We start from the raw sequence: 21465 nt of genomic DNA on the forward strand, positions 1-21465 counted from the left end.
ATATGAAAACGACTGAAAATATTGGGAACGTCACGAGCGATCGGAAGCATTCCACGCAAGTGCCCGAGAGAGAGCGCCGCCATGAAGCATCTCCATGACAGCCAGTACGTCTTCCTTGAACCGATTCGGCCTCCTTTCCCGTTTCTGATCCTCTTAGGAGTCTCGGTGGTTGTCGTCTCGCTGGCGGCCGAATGGCTAAACAGTCTTCCTGTCCAATTTGTCGGTCCGATTCTCTATCCGATCGAGCGCATATTGAACTCAGCCCTCTTTCCGGAGGCGCAAACCCCGCTGCGTCCCAACGGTTCGGCGCTGCTGGTGCTGCTTCCCACGCTCGCTCTCTTCGCCGCGATCTATTTTTCCGCCCGCGGAATGTTTCGGGCCGCTATGCGCGTTCTCCGGCCTTTCGTCGGGCGTCGCTGATGCGCGCATTGCTCTCGTCGATCCTGGCGGCTGGGTTTGTCTTGCTGTCCGCGACGGTCTCGGCCGAATCCTTCACGCCGGACCCGGAGCGCTGGCGCGCGGTCGCCTATTCCGACCTTCGCCTTCCCCGGGGAGAAGCGGAGTCATACGCTTCGATCTGGCAGGATCGGCTCGACGAGAGCAATTCGAAGCCGCCGCCGGCGCCCCTTCCGGGGCGTCCGCTCACGGACCCCTCGCTCAGCTACGCCGTCGGCAATCGCGGCGCCTCGGAATGGCACTTCACGATCAACTTCCAAACCAAGCTCGCCGCCCTGACCGTACTCGACGCGCCCAATGTTTGCACGGACGAATACCCCTCCCCGGCAGTGGGCGTGAAAATCAAAGTCTGTCCAATGCGACTCGCAATGTTCGAGGCGGACCGCTACGCACTCGTGATAGACGGGGCCGCCTGCTTTCTCGAAAAGCAGCCGCAAGCGCCGATCGAAGATTCGTCTGCGACGCGCACTGAGATCTCCTACGACGTCGCCGCGCGCGCCTTCAAAATCCGCTACACGGTTTCGCATGTGGAAATTCCCCAATGTGGCCAAACCGTGCCTCTTCACCCTACGAATTAGCGCCAAGATCCCTCGGAGCCCCCAATGTCAGAGCGACGCCTCTTCTCTTCGCCGTTGATCCGAGCGCTACGGTTTACGGCGCAGCCGCTTGCCTGCTTGCGTCAAGCGGAAAAGCAGTTTGCGCGGGCGGACCCTCTGCTTTTCCGGCGGCGCTTCGCGTCTTTGACGCGGGCGCCCGTCCCCGTCTTTCGTATCGATCAGGCCTATCATGCGAAGGAGCTTTTCATGCGCGCCGCCCTCATTCTCGCGGTGCTCGCCCCGCTTTCCGCCAGCGCTGAGAAAGCGATCTCGCATCGGCTCATGGCGCAGACGTTCTCCTTGACCGACTCGAACCTGCAAGCGCGCATTTGGTCGGATCAAGTTCCGGAGATGCTCAAGTTTCGCAAATATCTGCACTCGACGCCGGACGGCGCAGATAAGCCGCTTATCGGCGTCGTCTACACCACGAGCTTCCAGGTCGAAGGAAAACAGATCGTCGTCTCCGTCATCAACAACAATTGCGCCAACGCTGGCGGCGTTCCGAACCTGCTTTTTTGTCCCACGCGGGTGGTGAGCCTCTCAGGCGGGAAGCTCGAAGTGCTCGGCGACATCCCCGACCTACTTGTCACCGTTTTCGAAGCCGACGCTCCTCAAAATCCCGGGAAGGCGACGATTGCGACGTACGATCCGCAGACCCATCAAATCACCTTCGCTAACGTCGATGGTAACGAGAGGACAGAACCCTCTCAAAAGGTCGTCGTGAGATAGCTCTATATCGGAATGAGCAAAATGAGAGCGTCAACACTTCTTGCATGCGCTATCGCCGTCGTTCTCTCAGGTTCTGAGCTCGCCTTCGCGGATTGTCAGTCCGGCAGCGCGTCGGACGTCGCCCAAAACATCCAAAACTGCCCTTCGGCGAACAACGCGCTGAAAAATAACGCCTGCAATTTCGGGGGCGCCGCGATCGCCGAATCCGGCGGCAACACCTGCGCTTCGAACGGGAACAATTTCGGCGTATTGCAGCTGACGCGCTCCAATCTTACGAACACCGGCTACTCGCCAAGCCAGTACCTGAATCTTTCGGCTCAGCAGCAAGTCTGCATTTGGGCGCAACAGGTCGGCAACTCCAACACCAGCGGCGCCTATCAGACGCTCTCCAACAGCGGCAGTGTCAACGGGACCCCGGTAACCGCCGGGATGCTCGCGGCCTGTTTCCAATTTGGCCCGCTGATTTGCAAAAACGACCTCGCTTTCATGCAGGCAAACGGCGGCGCTTGCCCTTCAATCGGTAATGGCGGAGTCAGAGCCAGCGGCCAAACCCTTGCCGATGGCGGCGCGAACCTCGACGGAAACAATCAAAGCATTTGTTCCTGGGGACAGTCGATCCAAAACAAGATCAACCAGGCCGCAGCGACGTGCAACGCTCCAAACGGTTCGGGCGACGGCGGAACCAACTGCCCGGGCGGCGGGACCAAGCCCGGCGGTGTCATTCCGCCGTCTCCGGGCAATGCGCCGGTTTCGTTACCAGCAAACCTCGCGTAGGAGCGCTCAGCGCATGCCTCTCGCCCGCCTTGGCCTTACTTGGGGACCACTACTCGGCGCATTCGCGGTAATCGCAGCCTCGACTTCCGACGCTCAACAGGCGGGGCCAGCGAACGGAGCTGTTCCAGTAGCTCCGGCGTCAAAGAATGCGCCGCTTCCCGTCTTCGACGTCCCCTCAGCGGGGGTGCAATTCCAAACGGGAGACACCTGGACTCAAGGCGGGCAGACCTTCCGGCTCTATGCGGTCCAGTCCTGCATTCGCGGAACGACCTTCACCAATGTTGCCGGCATAAAGCGCGATTGCGGAGAAGCCTCGATTGGGTATTTCGCCGCGCTGATCAAAGACGCCAAACTTCGATGCACCGCGCTTGCACAGTCGGGCTCGGTCAACTTCGCCGTCTGCGCCGCCCATATTGGCGGACAGACACTCGACCTCGGCACGATCCTTATCACGCAGGGCTTCGCCTTCGCCGCCACCGATCCCCGCGGGAAACCTGTAAACTTCCAATACGCCGTTGCAGAGGGCGATGCGCACAAAAATAGGCGTGGCCTCTGGGCTTCGCCCGATCTGCCTCACCCCTCGGCCATCCTTAGAAGCGCCTACCAGAAATCCAATTGACCCGCCTGCGCGATGAATTCCTCATCTCGACCTACCGTCGACACGAAGTATCCTCGTGCCCAAAAATCCTGCCCAACGAACCCGCCCTTCCGCTCCGCGTAAACCCGCGAGATGGATCGCGCCCGCATCCTTGATATACCCAACCACTTGAGACACCGAATATTTCGGCGGATCCGATCATCATGTGCACGTAATCGGGCATCAAATGCCCCTCCTCGATCCAGCTCTCCTTGTGTGGAGCTATGGAGGAATCTGGGTGATGACGGCGTGAGGAAGGCGACGTAACGGGATTGGTGACCAAACCTGCCCGAACCTCCCGAGGAGCGTTACGCCATGACTGAGAATAATGTTGTTGCCCTCCATGAGAAATCGACGACCCGCTCACGGAAATTCTTCGTTCCGGCGCGAAGCGGTTGATACTCTGAGCGACTTGATCACTCGGTGAAATAATCTCCGGCTCAGATGCAGCTCGCTGAGGCTGCTGAGCTATCGCTCTCAACTGCCAAGAGTTGAAACGGGCGCTGGCGCTAACGCTTCCGCCGACGCCATCCCGCGCCGCTTTCGATTGTGCGAAGTAGTTTGTGAGGGCGAAACGTCTTCATATGGGAGGGGGTGAGCTCGTGCGATGCGGCGAGACCAGCACCCCTCTACCCCGTGAGCGCATTGAACCGCCGACGGGTGAGTTGCAGGTGGAGCATGTCAGCGTCCGTTTCAAAGATGCGCCGGGCCGACGCCCGCGCCTGGATAGCAGGTGAAGATCGTCGGTGAGAGGCCCGTTGCCGCCGCGTATGCCGGGCCGACGACAGCGGTGAAGTCCTTGGCCGTCTCGGTCGACACGAGACTGACCGTGCAGCCGCCAAAGCCGCCTCCGGTCATGCGCGCGCCATAAACGCCGGGGGCCTTGCGGGCCAACTCGACCATGACATCGAGTTCCCTGCAGCTTACACTATAATCGTCGCGCAGGCTCTCGTGAGAGGCGTTCATCAGCTTGCCTGCCGTGACGAAATCTCGGGCTTCGAGCGCCAGCACCGCGTCGATCACGCGCGCATTCTCGTTGACGACGTGACGAGCGCGCTTATAGATCAGCTCAGGCAAAAGCCCGGCGTGCTCGCGGAGCTGCGTGAGGTTTACGTCACGCAACGTGAAAACGCCTGTGATCTTGGTTGAAAGAAGCGCGACGGCGTCTTCGCAGTCCTTGCGCCGCTGGTTGAATTCGCTGCGGGCGAGTTCATGATGCACCATCGTATTGCAGATGATGATGCGGATGGCGGGATCAATGGGAATTGGTCGTGCCTCCAGGCTGCGGCAGTCTAAAAGCAGCGCCGTACCCTCGACGCCATGGCAGGAAATGAACTGATCCATGATGCCGGAATGCGTGCCGACGAATTCATTTTCAGCGTGCTGACAGACTTGAGCGAGCTTCAGCCGGTCGATGGTCTGGTCGGAGATACTCAGCAAGGCATATCCAAAGCCAACTTCAAGCGCGGCGGAGGCGGAGAGACCGGAACCGATCGGAAGCGTGCTCAGCACGGCGACGTCCGCGCCATTCAGACAATAGCGAGAGTTCATCAGTCCCACGGCGACACCCCTAATATAGTCGCTCCAATCGTGCGCGGGCTGCTGAGGTTGATCGAGATCGAAGGTTAAATCCGAGTCGAAATTGACCGAGTGAACCTGGATCAAATTGTCTTCCCGCGGCGCAATGGCGATGAAAGTTGCGAGATCGAGCGCCGCTGGCAGCACGAAGCCTCCATTGTAGTCTGTGTGGCCACCGATCAGATTGACGCGCCCGGGGGCACGGAACAATTCCGGCTCGCGCCCGAAACGGCGTTTGAACAATGAAGGCAAATTGCTGGCGTCACGTGTTGACATCTCGGTCGTTTCTCGTCGAGTTTTAGTCATTACCTGCCAAATTCTTGTGTCGAGACGTCGCTTGCGATCTGAGCATGGGGGCCGGGTGGTCGTCGCAACATCGAATTGCAAAGTGGGCCAGTCAGCGCGTTTCTGCACTTTGGCGACGTGGCTCCATATAGTATGGCGTGACGCATGTGGAAGTATATGGCCCCGCCCGATTGCAACGGCTTTGACAGGCTCAGTTTCGTGCTCTCCCACCTTAAAACGGTCTAAAGACATTGGCTCTTGCCATGCCAGTCCACATACCAGGTTCGAGAAGGCAAGGAGCAATCGTTTGTTGTCACTCACGACGGCAACCTTATCCGCCAGTTTAATCACGACTCCGCTCCGCTCGCCTCAGCGCGTCGCCGCCCTCATGCCCTCGCGGACCATTTGCGAAGCGTAACCCCATTCGTTGTCGGACCAGGCCATCACCTTGACCAGAACGCGGTCGACGACCTGCGTCATAGTGACGTTGACCAAGGAACCGTGCGAGTCCTTGATGACGTCGGACGAAACGATGGGGTCGTGCGTGACGCCGAGCACGTCCACATAGCGATTGCTTTTCGCCTCCCTCCTCGAAGATGCCGTTGACCTCGCCGAGGCAGTCTCCCTTTTGGTGAGCATGGTCACGTCAGCAATCGAGCCGACCGGCGCGGCCTCGCGGATTGCAATGCCATCGAACCGGCCCTCGTATTGCGGCAGAGCCTTGGTTGTCGTCTTTGCCGCGCGCCGGTCGTGGTCAGCACGATATTGACGGGTTGCGAGGCAGTGTAAGCGTGCATGGTCGTCGCCCGCGGATTCTCCGGCCGCTTATCATTGCTCATAGGCGGACGCCCTTGAGGTCGGAATGTAAGGCGGGGTGTTTCCGGACATATTCAGGCGACAGCTCGGCTCGTCTCTTCAGATCCTGGGGCGGCCGCTTTCCTTTCGCTGCTGCGCTTCTTCCGCAGCTTGGGAGGCGAGGCGGAGTTTTTTAGCGGCAATAAAGGCAATAAAAAAGCCCGCCCCAGACGGACAGGCTGATTTGACGTCGGAACATTGGCACGATTTTCAACCACGCGATAGCTGGGAATTAGACGTAATTTGAACGGTCTAGACGCACCCGCCTGATTCTGCCCAGCGTGTAAAAATCCGTGCGCGCGCGCCGTTGTTGCCGTAGAAACCACAAGTATCTCTGGCGAGACATGAAGATAAAATTCACCCCAGCAGCATGCGGGGTCTTGTTGGCCAGCGTCCCCGCCAGCCACACCCGGCGTGGCGTGCTGCAACCTCGCATCGCCGGGTGTCCTCTGTCATGGGGAAGATGGCTCGGATAGCAAGTCGCGGATTCCCCAACTGGCGGTGTTTGACGCGCCGCTGTGAAAAACATGGGCACTAATACCAACCCGCACTGATCAGAACCGATATGCCCAGTCACGCATGCCGATGGACATGATGCGCCATGGCTGGTCGGTGAGGTTTGTCCAGGCTGCGCAGCAGTGGTCGACGATGTCGTCGTAGCCGGTGAACAGGCGGTTTGAGAGCCAGTTGTCGCGCATGAACTGCCAGACGTTCTCCTGCGGGTTCAGCTTCGGACATTTGGCCGGCAGCGGCAGGATCGTGACGTTGTGCGGAACGTCGAGCTTGTCCGTCATGTGCAATCCGGCCTGATCGAGCATCAGCACGGCGTGACGCCCGGGCGCGACGTGTCTGGCCATTTCGGCAAGGTGCAGGTTAATCGCATATGTGTCGCATCTGGGCAGGACGAGCGCCGCGCCCTTGCCCTCCTTCCGCGCGATCGCGCCGAAAGTAGAGGTCGACGCCGTGCGCTGATCTTTTCGGGGCGCTGGGGTGGCAGAGATCGACGATCCGCCAGCGCACGACGCCATGGACCGCCGGGATCGGCCCGTCTTCGACGATGCGCGCCAGAGCGGTCCGATGCGTGTCCTGCATCAGATACGCCGGCCCCGGCGCCTTGCGGTCGAGGAGGCCGCCCGGCCCATGGGCGCTGAAGCGCAAAACCCAGTCGCGCACGATTTGCTGCAGCGTCACGCCGCCGATCCTGGCGGCTTCGCTGCGCGGCGCTCCCTCGTAGATCGCAGCCAGCGCCAGCAGCCGCCGCGCCTGCGGCCCATCCCTGGAGCCGCGGGCCAGCGCCCGAAGCCGATCCGCATCGAAATCGCCCCGCAACCGCACCGCCGCAGCCATGACGAACCTCCATCGGTTCATCACAGGGGCTCACATATTTCCCGATTCGGGAATCGGCAGTGGAGTCACGCCCCGCGCCGGTTGGTATTACAGAGTGCGTCGTCGACATTTGGGAATGAATACGACGTGATATTTACAGTCCCACTTTGGGTGGCTTAAGCTCCTATACTCGTCCATCGCGGGTTTTCCTCATCGTGTGCGTGGCGGCTCACGACCAGAAATTTCGTCGGTGGAATCCAGTAAACGTCAAACTCCTACTGTCACCCCGCCAAAGCCAGTAGGACTCTCACTGCGTTTTAGCGAGACGTTGACCATACCGATCCTTAGTCGACAATGACAGATTGGCGCGAGACGTTGGGCGTTCCGCATGGTGATTGGAGCGTGCCGAGGCGAGCCCGGGGATGGACGAGGGCCGGCCAAGGTTTTTGTGGCAAAATTATCGCTCAAGGAGGATCGTAAGAAGTAAAGATGAGTCTTCCACGCCCCTCACCGAATGCTTGGCGCCGCAGTCTAAGTACACCCATTGACCCGCCGACATTTCCAATTCCCTCTCGACAAGCCCAAGTATGATGCGTCCTTCCAGGCAGTGTAGCATGACCGTACCGGAAACCTGGTGAGGAGGGATGTTTGCTCCGGCGTGGACGATAAGGCGGATGGCTTCAAAGATCGTGGATTTAACGATTGCTGATGTTTTGGCGTACTTCAAGTCCTGCCCGAGCGGTCGTAAGTCGACAATCTCCTCAGCTCTTGCGTGATGTATGGCCATTGCGTGCTATCCTTCTTCGCGTCGTTCGCCAGACAGGCCCTGACCCGCACTCGCGGCCAAGAGTCCGCTCCTGCGAAAGCCGCGTAATCGGGCGAGATCCATATATGTATATGTCCGCATTTGAGTCGCGAGCGCACAGCGCGGATGGTCATAAATCGTCAGCTTGCGAGATTGCTGACCAATTCCGCTTTTTTCGGCGAGCCACACGCGGCGCTCTCTTCGGGGAGTCAAGTGGATAGGCGACGGTTACTCCTAAATCGCCGGACCGCACCCCGATTGCGAATACGGAGTCCTTGCCGCGCGCTCGCAGGTCGCAGCCTAAAGCCGCCGGGATAGGGACAGTGGCTTGAAGAGAAAAGCGCCTAGAAGGTAGCAGCGAGGCTGCTGGTTATCGATGCTCATGATCTTCCCATCTTTCCCCTAATCTCGGCGGGCGGTTTCCAAGCCTTTCCGCCCTGTGTGCCTCTCTCGCTTTCGATGCCGGGGGCTCCAGCGGATGTGCCGCTCGGTCCCGAAATTTCTGGGTTTGGAGTCGTAACGTACGGATTATTCTTCTCTACAACAGTCGGCGGCCGAACCGCGGTTCCCGCCGCGGGCCCAGACGTATCGCCAGCTTGCTCCGCCCGCGGCGCCTGTGTCCCAAAGAAGACGCCGCCAACAATGAAACCGAAGAGAATAAAAAGTTCTCTCATGACGAACCTCCCCTCCTCCCGCGAGGATGATCTGCGTATTGGCGTCCATCCCTGTAGTCGTCGGCGCCTGCGCTTTCCATAACCGCTACGTATTATGTAGCGGGTCGAGTCGGCCGGCAAGGCTGTGAGTTCAGGAACGATTCTCTGCCGCCTCGGTCTCGTTATCGGTCTCATCAATTTATGTCGCCTCCTTGCCGGATGTAACATGATGCGGCATCGTCGGCATTTCTTGGAAACGCTCCCTCGCTGGGTCCCAAGTCCGCGCTATTGACAGGGGATTTCTTCTGCAAGGATACGTTCCGCGCGGCGCTTAAAATGTGCGGGACGCCGCCTTGCGTTCTACAGTCAAATTGAAGGTCGCTTGTCACGACAAATGTCTTTTTCGCTGTTTCACCGAGTGGGTGTATACCCAGAAATCTCTATAACGACGTTGTCGCGACCGGAGCCACAGCGCAAATGCAAGCAACTCATTCTCAAATGTGGAAGCAAGAAGGACGCGTCATTTGCGACTCGCCATTTTCGCTGGTCTGAGGCCCTTCAAAATTCGCGACGCAGGGCGCGACGTCCTGGCCGGCTTGACTCTCGCGTCGATGGACGTTCCCCAAGTGCTTGGCTACGCGCGAATCGCGGCCATGCCGGTCGTCGCCGGCCTCTACACCGCCTTGCTGCCCCTCGTCGCATTCGCGCTCTTTGGCTCTTCGCGGCATCTCGTCGTGGCTGCTGACTCGGCGACGGCAGCCATTTTTTCCAGTTCCCTTTCCCACATGGCGAAGCCCGAAAGCACGGAATATGTTGAACTCGTCGCCATGCTTGCGCTTTTGACGGCGGGGCTACTTTTGCTCGCGCGGATATTCAAGCTTGGCTTTCTCGCCAACTTCCTCTCGCGCACGGTATTGATCGGGTTTCTCGCGGGCGTCGGCTTTCAGGTCGGAATTGCGGTGGCAGGAGACATCCTTGGGATCGATGTGTCCGCGCATCGCACAATTCCCCAACTCAAAGAGCTTTACGATAACTTCCGGCAATTCAACCTTGAAACTTTCAAACTTTCGCTGCTTGTCGTAAGCGTTATCCTGCTTGGGCGTCGCTTTGCGCCGCGATTTCCTGTCGCGCTCCTCGCCGTCATTGCCTCAATGGCGGCAAGTGCGGAATTTCATTTCGAAGAGCGCGGAATTGCGGTCATCGGGCCGGTGTCGGGAGGGTTGCCATCGATCAGATTGCCGGAGGCGTCATTGAACCAGATCCTCGCGCTACTGCCGGTAGCCGCGTCTTGCTTCGTCATGATCATCGCGCAGAGCGCCGCGACGTCCAGGATCTATGCCGCCCGGCATCGCGAACGCATCGACGAAGACGCGGATATTTTTGGACTCTCCACAGCTAACGCCGTGGCTGCTTTGAGCGGCGCTTTTGTCGTCAACGGCAGCCCGACCCAGACGGCCATGGCCGATATCGCGGGGGCGCGCAGCCAGCTCGCACAACTCGTCTTCGCCGCCGTCGTTCTTCTAGTACTGCTCTTTTTTGCAGACCCCCTGCAATATCTACCGCGTTGCGCGCTGGCCAGCGTTGTCTTCACGATCGCGATTAGCATGATCGACATCAAGGGCTTACGATCGATTTATCGCGAGAGCCGAGGCGAGTTCCTTCTCGCAGTCTTCACCGCAGGGGCCGTGGTGTTCATCGGCGTCGAGCAGGGTATTCTCATGGCGATCGGCCTTTCGCTCATCCGGCACGTGCGCCACAGCTACAGTCCTCATACCACGCTGCTCAAACCGGACGCAGCCGGCGATTGGTCGGCGGCGCCAGCGACGCCCGGCATGCAGACCGAGCGAGGACTAATCGTCTATCGTTTTGGCGCCGATGTGTTTTATGCAAACGAAGAGCGTTTCGTGAGCGAGATCCGAGCGCTCATCGAGGGCGCCCCAGCAAAGGTCCGTTGGTTTATTGTGGACGCCAGCGCCATCACGGATCTGGATTACTCTGCCGCCCAATCGATCCGTGACTTGCTTGAGGAGTTACGTCCACAAGGAACGCAAATCGTGTTCGCGCGCGTCAGCCCATATTTGAGATCTGACATGGATCGCCACCGTGTCACCGCGGCGGTTGGCGAGACGTGGATCTTTACGACATTGCATGAAGCAATCGCGGCAGCGCACAAACTCGGTGGAGGCCACGTCTCGGGTGACGACTGAAGGGCGCTGAAGCTATCGATTTTGATTCGAAGCTTCGAGGGTTCGCGCCCATTTTCTCAGAAACGACAGTGGGGAACGGCCGCTTGCGAAACGTCAACCGGCGCCTCTGGCGAGCGCCGGTCTCGTTAAGGTTGGGCGAGTGAACCGATCGCAAGCCATGCGGATCACCCGCGATTATCACAAGGCGAGACCGCACTACCATGCAGCGCAGCGGTCGTCCGCGCAGGGGGAAAACTGCGGTTATTGACCCGGCCAGCATTTGTGTGGCTCGCACAATACCGTGGGAAACCGACCGTTTCAGACTTGCTGACTGACAAACGCCGCCCCACAACGCGACGCTCGCCAACGAAGCGGAGACGATCATCGCGGCCCTGGGCGAGAACTGGTTGATTGATTGTAAGCGGTGCGAGCGGCCCACCTCGTAAAATTCTAAGTGGCGAACGATCTTCTTCGTGTGATTTGGGGCTGAGGAGGATCGGATGGATCATTCCATGCTTGAAGCCATGCATGAGGGCAGAACTTATCAGCGGGTGGAGGTGATCACCGGGAGCCGGCGTCGGCGCAGTTGGACGTCGGCGGAGAAGGCCCGGATCGTCGCCGAGAGCCTGGAGCCGAACGCGAACATATCGGATGTCGCTCGACGCAACGGCGTGAGCCGTGGACTATTGACGGTCTGGCGCCGACAGACCCGGGAGGCGCTAAAGACGCCCGGCCATGCACCGCTGTTCGCGGCGGTGCGCTTGAGATGCGGCGAGGACCGGCGGGACAGCGCCGCCGCGATTGACGAGGAGAGCGAGGCGGCCTCAGTGGCGTCCTGCGCGATCGAGATTTCGATAGGGGATGCGACGATCCGTGTCCCGATGGGCGCGGACGGTGCGACGGTAGATGCAGTGATTTCGGCGCTGCGTCGCTCGCGATGATCTCCATCGGCGCGCAGCGACGCGTGTTTGTATCGACGCGGCCAGTCGATTTTCGCAAGGGTGTGCACGGTCTCGTCGCGCTCGTGGCGGAAGATTTGAAGTGCAATCCTTTCTGCGGCGATGTCTATGTGTTCCGCGCCAAGCGCAAGGATCGTTTGAAGCTCCTCCTCTTCGACGGCTCGGGAACAGTGCTGGCGACTAAGTGGCTGGAGAACAGCGACTTCGCTTGGCCGCAGGTACAAGACGGCGTAATCGCTCTGACGCCGACGCAGTTCGCGCTATTGTTCGACGGCTTGTCAGAATGGGCTCGCATCGTGCCGAAGGCGGTGACGAAACCCAATAAAACGGCGTGACATAGCTGCATTCGCTGGAGCTTCCGCGGGTGCGGTGGTACATTCATATCATGGCGCTTCGCTCCACGCCCCTCCCATCGGATCCGGCTCTGCTGACGGAGCTGGCGCTCGCGCTCGAAGCGGAAAACGAGACGCTGCGGACAACGATTGTGACGCTGAAGGCGCTGATTTTTGGCGCGCGCTCCGAGCGCTTTGCCGGGCTGGGCTCAGAGCAGCTCGCGCTCGACCTTTTGGATGGTCGCGCCGAGGAGATGCGAAGGACAGCGGCGGGGAACGACGACGTTCCGCCAGGCGAGCCAGCCAGCAAAACACCGCGTAAAAAGGCCGAGCGCAACATCGGGAAGCTGCCCGAGCATCTTCCCCGCTGTGAGCGCGTGATCGAGCCGGCGACGACGCTGTGTCCCTGCTGCAAAGGACAAATGCATCGCATCGGAGAGGATGTGAGCGAGGCGCTCGACCGCGTTCCCGCCGTGCTGCGTGTCTTGCGCACGATCCGGCCCAAATATGCGTGCCGGGCTTGTGAAAGCGCGGTCGTGCAGGCCCCAGCGCCTGCGCAGTTAATCGAAGGCGGCATGGTCTCAACGGCGCTCGTCGCCCATATCGCCGTCGCCAAATACGGCTGGTTGTCGACCCTCTACCGTCAAACCGCCATCCTGGCCGACCAGGGCGTCGTCGTGGATCGGCAGACGCTGGCGCGCTGGATGAAGCAGACGGCCTGGATGCTGAAGGGGCTCTATGATCTGCAATTGGCGGTGATGCATCGCTGTCCGCGGCTCTTCTGCGACGAGACGCCGATGCCTGTTCTCGCGCCCGGCCATGTGAAGCTCCGTCAGTTCTGGGCGCATGCGACCGACGACCGCCCGTGGGCGGGACCTGCTCCGCCCGCCGTCGCCTATGTATTCGCGGGAGGCCGTAGCAAGAAGGAGATCGCATCGCAGCTTTCCGGCTTTGCAGGAATCTTGCAGGTGGACGGCTACGCCGCCTACAAGGCTCTGGTTAAAGACGAGCGCGCCGAGAGCCGCATCACGCTCGCCTTCTGCCTCACTCACGCACGTCGCAAGTTCGTCGCGGTGTTCAAGACGACGAACTCGCCATTCGCCAAAGAGGTCATCGAGACGATCGCAATGGTCTATGCGATCGAGAAGCGCATTCGCGGCAAAAGCGCCGACGAGCGGCGCGCTATCCGGCAGATGGAGACAAAGCCGATCATGGAGGCGCTACACGCCCGCTTGGTCGCCGTGCGCGATGGACTGTCGCAAATCTCGCCGCTGACCAAGGCGATCAACTATACGCTCGCTCATTGGAGCGGACTGACGCGCTTTCTCGATGACGGCCGCATCGAGCCGGACACCAACATCGTTGAGCGCCCCATTCGCTCGATCGCCATCGGCAAACGCAACTCACTTTTCGCCGCCGACAATGGCGGCGCAGAAACATGGGCGATCCTCTCTTCGCTGATTCAGACGGCGAAGCTCAATGGCGTCGATCCGGAGACGTGGCTCGCAGATGTGCTGGAGCGCATGGTCTGCGGCGCGACGACTAACAACCAGATCGCCGAGCTTCTGGCGTGGAACTGGAAAGCGGCGCGTGAACAAAGCAAATCGGCGGCTTGATCCGCCGTCAACGCAACAGGTTCGGCTCGCTCGCCGTTTCCGCGTCCCTCGTGTCCGAGCAGATCGACTCTTTGATCAGCCGCTCCGTCGTCTGCTCGAAATAGATCCAAAGGTCCGTGTGCAGGTCGGAAAATTGCCGCCATACGACGGTGTCGAAAAAGCGCCGCGGCGCTCTCACCATGATCGTCGTGCGGCGTTGCCGCGGATAGCGGAAGGGACGCACGCCGTAGCGTCGGCACAGAGCGACGAACAAACGCACCGACCATTCGTCCGGCAGAGTGAACTTCATCTCGACGGGAGGATCGCTGCGCGCCGCCTCACCGAGCTTTGCTCTCAACCGATCGGCCGCTGCGCCGGCCGCCTCGCGCTCGCCCGCGCTCGTCGAGCCGAAATACAGCGCCTCGACCTTCTTGAGCCGCTCGCGAAGCTGGTCCTCGATCATCATCGGCGTCGCTCCTCATGAGGCACAACGCCATTCCTCTGATCTCAGGTCAACTGTAAAGGTAACGCCATCCACAGCCGATCGGCGTGTCCCGGTCGCACCGCTTACGATTGATTAGCGGTCGGTCACGGGAAAACACCCTCGTCCCTAGCCCGAATTGCAGGAGCGGTCTGGCTATGCTGCGAATTGCGAGCCATAGCTCCAACGGCGATACCGGGTCGAACGGCGTCAAAATACGCCCGGAACTCGACCGCGTCTGCGTTCTCGCCTGGACGCATACGATCACTTTCGTTTACACTACCGATGATGAAGCTCACAATGAGTCGATCGGTCTAAAAACGCGGTTCTGAAAGAGACACAAGGAGTTAGCGAGGTGGCGAGACGATTCAGAATCGGAGACCATGTAAGCTGGAATTCCGAAGCCGGCCACGTGAGCGGCATCATCATTGCGATCCACACCCGCGACTTCGTGTACAAAGGACATACGCATCGCGCCTCTGAAGATGATCCGCAATACGAGATTAAAAGCGATAAGACTGATCATATCGCCGCCCACAAAGGTAGCGTGCTTGACTATGTGCGATGACCGCGCCCGTGTAAAGCTTCCGTTCTTTACCATCGGTCATTCCAATCGGAGCATCCAGACATTCGTTGAAATCTTGCGCGAAGCGCAAGTTGAACTCCTCGTCGATATCAGGAAAATCCCGATGTCGAGAGTTAACCCGCAATTCAATAAGGACGTTCTACCCGCTTCTCTCTCGCCGTTCCAGATTTCATACGAACATCTCGGCGCCCTTGGCGGGCTGCGTGGAAAGGCGCGCAACCTCTCTCCCGATGTCAACGGCTTTTGGACGAACGAGAGCTTCCATAACTATGCCGATTACGCGCTTTCCGCGCAATTTCAGGCGGGTCTTGCGCATCTGCTTGGCGAAGGGCGCAAGCGGCGCTCCGCGATCATGTGTTCCGAGGCGGTCTGGTGGCGATGCCACCGCCGCATCGTCGCCGATTACCTGATCGCGAGCGATGAAGCCGTTTTCCATATTATGGGAGAGGGTCGTCTTGAACCGGCCCGCATCACTCCAGGCGCCGCCGTTCAGCCCGACGGAACCATCGTCTACCCGGCTCCACGCGGCGCTGTCCGAACGCTAATCTGAGCGCGGTGTCAGCGATTCCGACCTCGGGCTACGCTATTATGTTGGCGACGATCCCAGCGTATGGCTGTGAGATCGGGCAACCAATAGCCAGGCGCTGTTGCCCTCGAACGCCAAACCTCTCGCATAGCCTGAATTCGATCAAGGCGACGATTGAAACAAAGCGACCAGCTCCTTACCTACCGGGTGACCGGGGTCACTCATCAAATGCCGCGGACTCTCATTGCCCCCTCCATCCTATCGGCCGATTTCGCCAAGCTTGGCGAAGAGGCACGCGCCATGGCTGCGGCGGGCGCGGACTGGCTTCATCTCGATGTGATGGATGGGCATTTCGTGCCCAACATCACCTTTGGTCCGGACGCCGTGAAGGCGTTGCGACCGATGACGAAACTCCCGCTCGACGTTCATCTCATGATCGCGCCAGTTGATCCCTATATCGCCGCCTTTGCGGAAGCCGGCGCCGATATTATTACGGTCCATGCCGAAGGCGCGCCGCACCTGCATCGCTCGCTGCAAACGATCCGCACACACGGGAAAAAGGCGGCAGTCGCGCTCAATCCGGCGACGCATGAAAGCGCCCTCTCCTACGTGCTCGACGATGTCGACCTCATTCTCGTGATGAGTGTGAATCCGGGCTTCGGCGGTCAGAGCTTTATTCTCGCCCAACTTGCCAAAATCGCGCGCATACGCGAGATGATCGGACGCCAACCGATCCACCTTCAAGTCGACGGCGGCGTGACGCCGGAAAATGCGCAAGCGATTGTCGAGGCGGGCGCCGACTGTCTCGTCGCCGGCTCCGCCGCGTTCCGCGGCGGCCCTTCTGCTTATGCCGATAATATCACGGCTCTCAGAACAGCCGCCGCCAACGCTAGTTCAATTATTGCATAAAAAAGGCGCCTCGCATCTTTTGCGCCACCTCTTACTATTCGGATCAACCTCGCATCGACCGAACAAAACTCTATGGGCGCGCCGACTCGCCGACCTGCCGGAATATTCATCCACAAGGGTCGAGAAGATAAGGGTTTCTCGCGGCCAGCGTCAACCTCCTAGGGCGCGTAGCCCCGCTTTGTGAACGCAACGCAATTAACATCCTCGCGTCCGGCGCCGCGACGACCATCAACGTGGCTATTAGACAACCAGCGTCTTGTCTTGCCAGAGACGGAACCCGCCCTTGAACGCAAGCGCGTTGTCGCCGCGACGACAATCTTCAGGCATTTCCTCGAGCTTTTCGACATTGCCGCCGCCGATCACGATATAATCGGGCTGCATCGCGTTGCGTAGACGCTCCACCACGTCAAAGACGGATTTTCGCCACTTCTTCTTGCCGCGTCTCTCGAGCCCGCGCTCGCCGACATAATCTTCGAACGACTTGCCTTTCTTGTAGGGCAGATGAGCGAGTTCCATCGGTTGCGCGACGTTGTTGACGATCATCGCCGCGCCGAGCCCCGTGCCCAGGCCGAGAAAGAGCATGCGCCCACCTTCGTAGCTGCCGATCGCCTGCATCAGGGCGTCGTTAACGATTTTTACCGGCGCTTCGAAATTGCCGCGATAATCGAAGCCCACCCAATGTGGCCCGAGATTGGCAGGATCCGCCAGCGGCCGGTTGTGTAAAACAGGGCCAGGATAGCCCATCGCTATGACGTCGTAACGCCAGCCTTCGGTCAGCTTCTTAACTGCGCGGACCATGGCGGCCGCCGTCATTTTAGGCCCGGAATCGACCCTCCGCTCTTCGCGGCCGACGCTGGTCATTACCTTTACGTGCGTGCCGCCAATATCGATGGCGAGAACAACCTTCGTCTGGACGATTTTCTCCTCAGTCTCATTCATATTTCCGCGCCTCGCATTGCCGGTTCCCCAGATGCTCCCAAGACCGAAGTTGTCCATGGCGTCAGCGAAAACTCGGTTTTGGCATAATTGGCGCTCGGGAACGTATTGTCACGCCAGGACAAGAGGCACTGGTCGCCACGCTTTTCGACAGCGTCGAAACAAATAAGACGCTGAAGATTGCCTACACACCGCCTTCTCGAATCGTCAACGCTTCTCAACGCAGCCCATCACCGCATTGAATGTGGCTGTCCGCCCGCTGTTGAAGCACCGCTCGTCGTGCGTGAGCGCTTGATGGAGCACTCCCAGAATAATCAACCTCTAAATCAATCTGCGGTAACCTTCGCTACGCATCCGCATTAATCAACGGATGACCCGCCATAGGCTAATCTGCAGCCGCCGCATCTGCAAAGATCGAGAGCGTGCCGATGGGGCAAAGGTGAGCTGCGGGGAGATGTTGATCGCCCCGCCGGAGCCTGCTCAGGATTCGTCCTTTCTCATGTCCTACGACAAGAAACGCCGCGTGTCGACAACTCTCGATCGCGGGATAGGTTAGCGTGATGCGCGGCTCCGGCGTGCCGACGACTGCGCAAACCCACTTGTCGCGCACCTGCAACGCAATATTCCCAGGAAACAATGAGGCGGTATGGCCATCAGTCCCCAAGCCTAGGAAAGTAACGTCGAAGAGAGGCCGTGCGCTATCGAATTGATCGGCGCCGTAGAACGATTTGAGCATGCGCTCGTAAGCCCCAGCGGATTCATCGGGATCAAGCCCCTCCGTTGGAATCCCATGGATGTTTTCGGCCGGAATAGGTGCGCGCGACAGGAGCATCTCATTCGCCATCCGGTAATTGCTCAATGCATCGTGGTGTGGCACGAACCGCTCATCTCCCCAGAACCAATGCGTTCGCGGCCAAGGGAAGCGCTCTCGATAAGATGGATTGGCCAGCAGCCTATAGAGTTCTCGCGGTGTCGCGCCACCCGACAGACACACTGCAAAGACGCCCTCCTTCGCCAGCGCGAGCTTTAACAACCAGGCGGCAACATGCTCCGCCATCAGCTGTGGACTAGCAAATACTTCCAGCGTCGCCTCGCAGGTCGAAGTCATCCACGCTCTCCATTTACCGCTCTCTTTGGCCGCGATGCCCAACCACCTCAGTTTCGGCTTGTCCCTGCTCGTATTGCCGAACGACATGATGCTCGGACGCACGAGGGTCGGTCGACTACTTCCGTCAGCTATCGACCTCCTCCGTCGCTCTTTTCTATGCGCGCAAGGATAAATTTCTCCATCGCCTTAGCGAATCCGTCGTTTTCATTGGTATCGGTCACAGCGCTTGCCTCCGACTTTACTTCAGCGCTCGCGTTGCCCATGGCGATAGAAAATCCGCTTCCCCGAAACATAAGAACGTCATTCGACGTATCTCCTAGCGCAGCGATCTGCGCGGCAGGGATGTTCAGATTTTTGGCCAAGGTTGTCACAACCATCCCTTTGTTGGCCTGTCGATGGGTCACGTCGAGGTAATATGGTTGTGATCGCGTCGCGCTCGCGCTCTCCCCCAATTCCGCTTGAACTTTCATCTCGCAGGCGGCAATTCGACCCCGATTGTCAGAGACGCCGACAATTTTTACTGCATGGGCGAGGTGTGTATCGGTAAACTTCGGCACCACCTTCGCGTCAAACCTCACCGTCGATGTTTCGCGGGCGACATGCGGCGCATTCGGGTCGCGGATCAACCATTCACTGGGCGTATAAACCCACGCGTCCAATCCTTCGCCGAGAATGAGATCGACGATCCGTCTAGCGACGTCGGGATCAAGCGTATGGCTCTCGATCAACGACATATCCGAACGCACGTAAACTCCGCCGTTGAATCCGGCGATCGGTGTCTTCAAGGCCAGGGGAGCGACTAGCATCGCCAAACCGCGCGGGGGCCGGCTGCTGGCGATAGCAAAGGCTATGCCCGCGGCATCGAGCGCTCTGACAGCTCTGGCGGCGTGGTCGGTTAGCACCTTTTCCGGCGTGAGGAGCGAACCGTCGACGTCGGAGATTACGAGCGATATTTTTCGCGACGGCCGTCCCGATGTAATCATGCTCCGGCCTGTGTCGCTGCGCCCCCTACCCTCGAACGAGTTCTCGCGGGCAGAACCGCTGCGGATTGACTCAAGGTAAAGCCTCTGTTTGCGCGTGAATGTGTGATGTCGAGGTAAGGGGGTTGCGAACGCAGGACCATCGTCTCGCTCGCCAGAGCCGCGCATATTCTGCATCGCGCAACGAGTTCGAAATGAGCGCTGGCGCCGACGATCGTCACCGCATCGTAGAGAAGCGCCTCAAGATCATCGACAGCAGTAAGCCTGAACCCGACTGTCGGCTCCGCCAGCTGAACGTGCGGAACATTCGCCTCGCGCAACGGCCATTCTTCTCCCGCGAAAACGGAAACCTCTAGCTTATGTCTGTCCAGCGCGGGCGCCGTACATTGCCCGATGACCGGAACTGAAAAGTCTGACCTCATGACGAAACCGCCGTTGAAGCCCGTGACTGGCGTGGCGATGTCCAAGTGGTTGACGAGGGTGTCGTCGACATCCGATACGGCGCAAGAAATCCTCCTTCTGGAATGTCGCAAGACTGTGCTCATGGCGTCTTAGGGTCTCCGCCGATCGGACGCCAGGCGCGACCTTCGCTTGCCAGCAGTTCGTCGGCGGCGTTCGGCCCCGCGCTCCCCGCCTCATATTTTGGCGTATCGACGGATCTCTCGGCCCAGGCGTCAAGCGCGGGTTGCACGATCCGCCAAGCTTGTTCGACCATGTCCGCTCGCATGAATAGCGTCGAGTCGCCGTTCATCACATCGTGAATCAGTGTCTCGTAGCCTACGTTCGCCTCTCTCGGGAACCAGTCGGCATAGCAAAAATCCATCCGCACGGCGGCCAAATCCATCGCCGGCCCGGGACGCTTGACCTCGAACTGAAGGGATATGCCTTCTCGCGGCGAGATGCGCAACAGCAGCCAATTGGGTCGCAACGCGTCGACCGGCGTGTTTTGGAAGGCCGCATACGGCGCCTGCTTGAACCGGATGGCGATCTCCGTGGTTCGATGTCCTAGCCGCTTTCCAGTGCGCAAATAAAATGGGACGCCGGCCCAGCGCCAATTGTCGATCTCAACGCGCATGGCGACATAGGTCTCCACGTCGGAATCCGGCGCGACGTTCGGCTCTTGCCGATAGGCGGGCACGACCTGGCCTAGCACCGAACCTTCCGCGTATTGACCACGCACGACCATCGTCGGCTCGACGACTGGCATGGCCATGAACACTTCGGCCTTTTTGTTTCGAACCTCGGCCGCGTCGAATCCGATCGGCGGCTCCATCGCCACCATCGATAGCAATGTGAACAAGTGGTTGGGTATCATGTCGCGCAAGGCGCCGGTTACTTCGTAGAATTTTCCTCTTTTCTCGACGCCGATCGTTTCTGCCGTCGTGATCTGCACGTGATCTATGCGGTCGCGATTCCAGATCGGCTCGAACAGGCCATTGGCGAAACGAAACGCCATAATGCTCTGGACGGTATCCTTGCCTAGAAAATGGTCGATGCGGAATATCTGATCTTCATGCAGCGTGCGCAAGATCCGCATATTGAGTTCGCGCGCCGAGTCCAGACTATGTCCGAACGGCTTCTCGATGACGATGCGTCGCCAGAATTTTGGCTTGTCGACGCCATCCTCCTGCTGGTCGGCCAACTTCGCCTTCCCCAGTTCATCCACAACGACGCCGAACAATCTATCTACGACTGCGAGATAGAAAAGCACGTTGCCTTCTGTCCCGCAGCTTCCGTCGACTCGCGCGATGGCGTCGCGGAGCTTTTCATACACATCGGTTTGGGTCAAATCGCCGCAAATATACGAGTTGTTCTTCGTAAGCCTCTGCCAGGCCGACTCATCGATTTGGTCCACTTCGAATTCAGTAGCCGAACTACCGAGGAAGCTCTTCAGAAAATCATGAAGTCGGTCGAGCCAGCTTTCTGTTGTTTCCTCCGCGAGATCCACCCCAATGAGGGCAAAACGCTCCGGCAATAGATTGGTCCGCGCGAGATTGTAAAGGGCCGGGACCACCATGCGCTTGGTGAGGTCGCCGCCCGCGCCGAAAATCACCATTGTGCAAGGGTCTGGGGATCTGGCGTCGCGGCGCGGCGGACACTCGACCAATTGAATCGACTGCGGCGCCCCGGCCTGGGTGTTACGGATCATGACTCTGCTCGGCTCTGTTTTGCG

The 21465-nt window shown here is 59.3% G+C and carries 21 protein-coding genes and 4 pseudogenes; 13 read left to right on the forward strand and 12 right to left on the reverse strand.

Annotated elements, in window-relative coordinates; genetic code table 11:
• Window positions 1-81: 81 nt before the first annotated feature.
• The 4 genes from WOC76_RS01010 to WOC76_RS01025 all read left to right on the forward strand — a co-directional run bounded on the left by WOC76_RS01010 (window position 82) and on the right by WOC76_RS01025 (window position 2555).
• Window positions 82-420, forward strand: a complete 339-nt coding sequence (locus WOC76_RS01010; RefSeq protein ID WP_341390014.1) for a hypothetical protein — start codon at window positions 82-84, stop codon at window positions 418-420.
• Window positions 420-1034: a hypothetical protein gene (locus tag WOC76_RS01015; RefSeq protein WP_341431227.1), complete on the forward strand. Its 615-nt coding sequence runs from the start codon at window positions 420-422 to the stop codon at window positions 1032-1034. The genes WOC76_RS01010 and WOC76_RS01015 overlap by 1 nt, the downstream gene beginning before the upstream one ends.
• Before the next feature lie 225 nt (window positions 1035-1259).
• Window positions 1260-1781 carry a hypothetical protein gene (locus WOC76_RS01020; RefSeq protein WP_341102855.1) on the forward strand — a complete coding sequence of 174 codons (522 nt, stop codon included), beginning with the start codon at window positions 1260-1262 and terminating at the stop codon, window positions 1779-1781.
• Between the two features lie 12 nt (window positions 1782-1793).
• A complete protein-coding gene (locus WOC76_RS01025; RefSeq protein ID WP_341102857.1) occupies window positions 1794-2555 on the forward strand; it encodes a hypothetical protein in 762 nt (253 codons plus the stop codon).
• A gap of 175 nt (window positions 2556-2730) precedes the next feature.
• On the opposite strand, the gene WOC76_RS01030 is transcribed toward WOC76_RS01025, so the two are convergent.
• The 7 genes and pseudogenes from WOC76_RS01030 to WOC76_RS01060 all read right to left on the reverse strand — a co-directional run bounded on the left by WOC76_RS01030 (window position 2731) and on the right by WOC76_RS01060 (window position 8023).
• On the reverse strand, window positions 2731-3132 hold the full coding sequence (locus tag WOC76_RS01030; RefSeq protein ID WP_341102860.1) for a hypothetical protein: 402 nt from the start codon (window positions 3130-3132) through the stop codon (window positions 2731-2733).
• 23 nt (window positions 3133-3155) lie between these two features.
• Window positions 3156-3421 (reverse strand): annotated as a pseudogene (tnpA, locus tag WOC76_RS01035) (IS200/IS605 family transposase); the annotation flags it as partial.
• Window positions 3422-3885: 464 nt separating this feature from the next.
• Window positions 3886-5184: a galactokinase gene (gene galK, locus WOC76_RS01040; RefSeq protein ID WP_341431228.1), complete on the reverse strand. Its 1299-nt coding sequence runs from the start codon at window positions 5182-5184 to the stop codon at window positions 3886-3888.
• A 240-nt stretch (window positions 5185-5424) separates the two neighbouring features.
• Window positions 5425-5787, reverse strand: a pseudogene (locus WOC76_RS01045) (hypothetical protein); the annotation flags it as partial.
• Window positions 5788-6464: 677 nt separating this feature from the next.
• A pseudogene (locus WOC76_RS01050) lies at window positions 6465-7278 on the reverse strand (transposase).
• Window positions 7279-7347: 69 nt separating this feature from the next.
• Window positions 7348-7434, reverse strand: a pseudogene (locus WOC76_RS01055) (IS200/IS605 family transposase); the annotation flags it as partial.
• 259 nt (window positions 7435-7693) lie between these two features.
• Window positions 7694-8023 carry a cupin gene (locus tag WOC76_RS01060; RefSeq protein WP_341102865.1) on the reverse strand — a complete coding sequence of 110 codons (330 nt, stop codon included), beginning with the start codon at window positions 8021-8023 and terminating at the stop codon, window positions 7694-7696.
• Window positions 8024-9218: 1195 nt separating this feature from the next.
• Here WOC76_RS01060 and WOC76_RS01065 point away from each other — a divergent pair.
• The 4 genes from WOC76_RS01065 to tnpC all read left to right on the forward strand — a co-directional run bounded on the left by WOC76_RS01065 (window position 9219) and on the right by tnpC (window position 13787).
• Window positions 9219-10901: a SulP family inorganic anion transporter gene (locus tag WOC76_RS01065; RefSeq protein ID WP_341431229.1), complete on the forward strand. Its 1683-nt coding sequence runs from the start codon at window positions 9219-9221 to the stop codon at window positions 10899-10901.
• A gap of 491 nt (window positions 10902-11392) precedes the next feature.
• Window positions 11393-11821, forward strand: a complete 429-nt coding sequence (gene tnpA, locus WOC76_RS01070) for an IS66-like element accessory protein TnpA (RefSeq protein WP_445928447.1) — start codon at window positions 11393-11395, stop codon at window positions 11819-11821.
• Window positions 11818-12174 carry an IS66 family insertion sequence element accessory protein TnpB gene (gene tnpB / locus WOC76_RS01075; protein ID WP_341102870.1) on the forward strand — a complete coding sequence of 119 codons (357 nt, stop codon included), beginning with the start codon at window positions 11818-11820 and terminating at the stop codon, window positions 12172-12174. The genes tnpA (WOC76_RS01070) and tnpB overlap by 4 nt, the downstream gene beginning before the upstream one ends.
• 50 nt (window positions 12175-12224) lie before the next feature.
• Window positions 12225-13787, forward strand: a complete 1563-nt coding sequence (gene tnpC / locus WOC76_RS01080; RefSeq protein ID WP_341103045.1) for an IS66 family transposase — start codon at window positions 12225-12227, stop codon at window positions 13785-13787.
• Window positions 13788-13794: 7 nt separating this feature from the next.
• Here the strand turns inward: tnpC and WOC76_RS01085 are convergent, their stop codons facing one another.
• Window positions 13795-14232: a hypothetical protein gene (locus WOC76_RS01085; RefSeq protein WP_341102872.1), complete on the reverse strand. Its 438-nt coding sequence runs from the start codon at window positions 14230-14232 to the stop codon at window positions 13795-13797.
• A 173-nt stretch (window positions 14233-14405) separates the two neighbouring features.
• On the opposite strand from WOC76_RS01085, the gene WOC76_RS01090 reads away from it, so the two are divergent.
• The 4 genes from WOC76_RS01090 (at window position 14406) to rpe (ending at window position 16268) form a co-directional block, all read left to right on the forward strand.
• Window positions 14406-14579: a hypothetical protein gene (locus tag WOC76_RS01090; RefSeq protein WP_341102873.1), complete on the forward strand. Its 174-nt coding sequence runs from the start codon at window positions 14406-14408 to the stop codon at window positions 14577-14579.
• Window positions 14580-14602: 23 nt separating this feature from the next.
• Window positions 14603-14815: a DUF2945 domain-containing protein gene (locus WOC76_RS01095; RefSeq protein ID WP_341390004.1), complete on the forward strand. Its 213-nt coding sequence runs from the start codon at window positions 14603-14605 to the stop codon at window positions 14813-14815.
• On the forward strand, window positions 14805-15383 hold the full coding sequence (locus WOC76_RS01100; protein ID WP_341102875.1) for a DUF488 domain-containing protein: 579 nt from the start codon (window positions 14805-14807) through the stop codon (window positions 15381-15383). The genes WOC76_RS01095 and WOC76_RS01100 overlap by 11 nt, the downstream gene beginning before the upstream one ends.
• A gap of 204 nt (window positions 15384-15587) precedes the next feature.
• Window positions 15588-16268 (forward strand): ribulose-phosphate 3-epimerase, encoded by a 681-nt coding sequence (rpe, locus tag WOC76_RS01105; protein WP_341390002.1) that lies wholly within the window; start codon window positions 15588-15590, stop codon window positions 16266-16268.
• A 240-nt stretch (window positions 16269-16508) separates the two neighbouring features.
• Here rpe and WOC76_RS01110 read toward each other — a convergent pair whose 3' ends face one another.
• The 3 genes from WOC76_RS01110 to WOC76_RS01120 all read right to left on the reverse strand — a co-directional run bounded on the left by WOC76_RS01110 (window position 16509) and on the right by WOC76_RS01120 (window position 19295).
• Entirely contained in the window at window positions 16509-17207 is a 699-nt protein-coding gene (locus WOC76_RS01110; protein ID WP_341102879.1) for an ROK family protein, read from the reverse strand.
• 382 nt (window positions 17208-17589) lie between these two features.
• Entirely contained in the window at window positions 17590-18399 is an 810-nt protein-coding gene (gene pgl, locus WOC76_RS01115) for a 6-phosphogluconolactonase (protein WP_341390000.1), read from the reverse strand.
• Window positions 18400-18440: 41 nt separating this feature from the next.
• Window positions 18441-19295, reverse strand: a complete 855-nt coding sequence (locus tag WOC76_RS01120; RefSeq protein ID WP_341102883.1) for a Cof-type HAD-IIB family hydrolase — start codon at window positions 19293-19295, stop codon at window positions 18441-18443.
• Between the two features lie 191 nt (window positions 19296-19486).
• Between WOC76_RS01120 and WOC76_RS01125 the strand changes: the two genes are divergently transcribed.
• Window positions 19487-19648 (forward strand): hypothetical protein, encoded by a 162-nt coding sequence (locus tag WOC76_RS01125; RefSeq protein WP_341102885.1) that lies wholly within the window; start codon window positions 19487-19489, stop codon window positions 19646-19648.
• A 185-nt stretch (window positions 19649-19833) separates the two neighbouring features.
• Here WOC76_RS01125 and zwf read toward each other — a convergent pair whose 3' ends face one another.
• Entirely contained in the window at window positions 19834-21441 is a 1608-nt protein-coding gene (gene zwf / locus WOC76_RS01130) for a glucose-6-phosphate dehydrogenase (protein ID WP_341102886.1), read from the reverse strand.
• Window positions 21442-21465 lie beyond the last annotated feature (24 nt).

This window comes from Methylocystis sp. IM3 (assembly GCF_038070105.1).
Taxonomy (GTDB): Bacteria; Pseudomonadota; Alphaproteobacteria; order Rhizobiales; family Beijerinckiaceae; genus Methylocystis.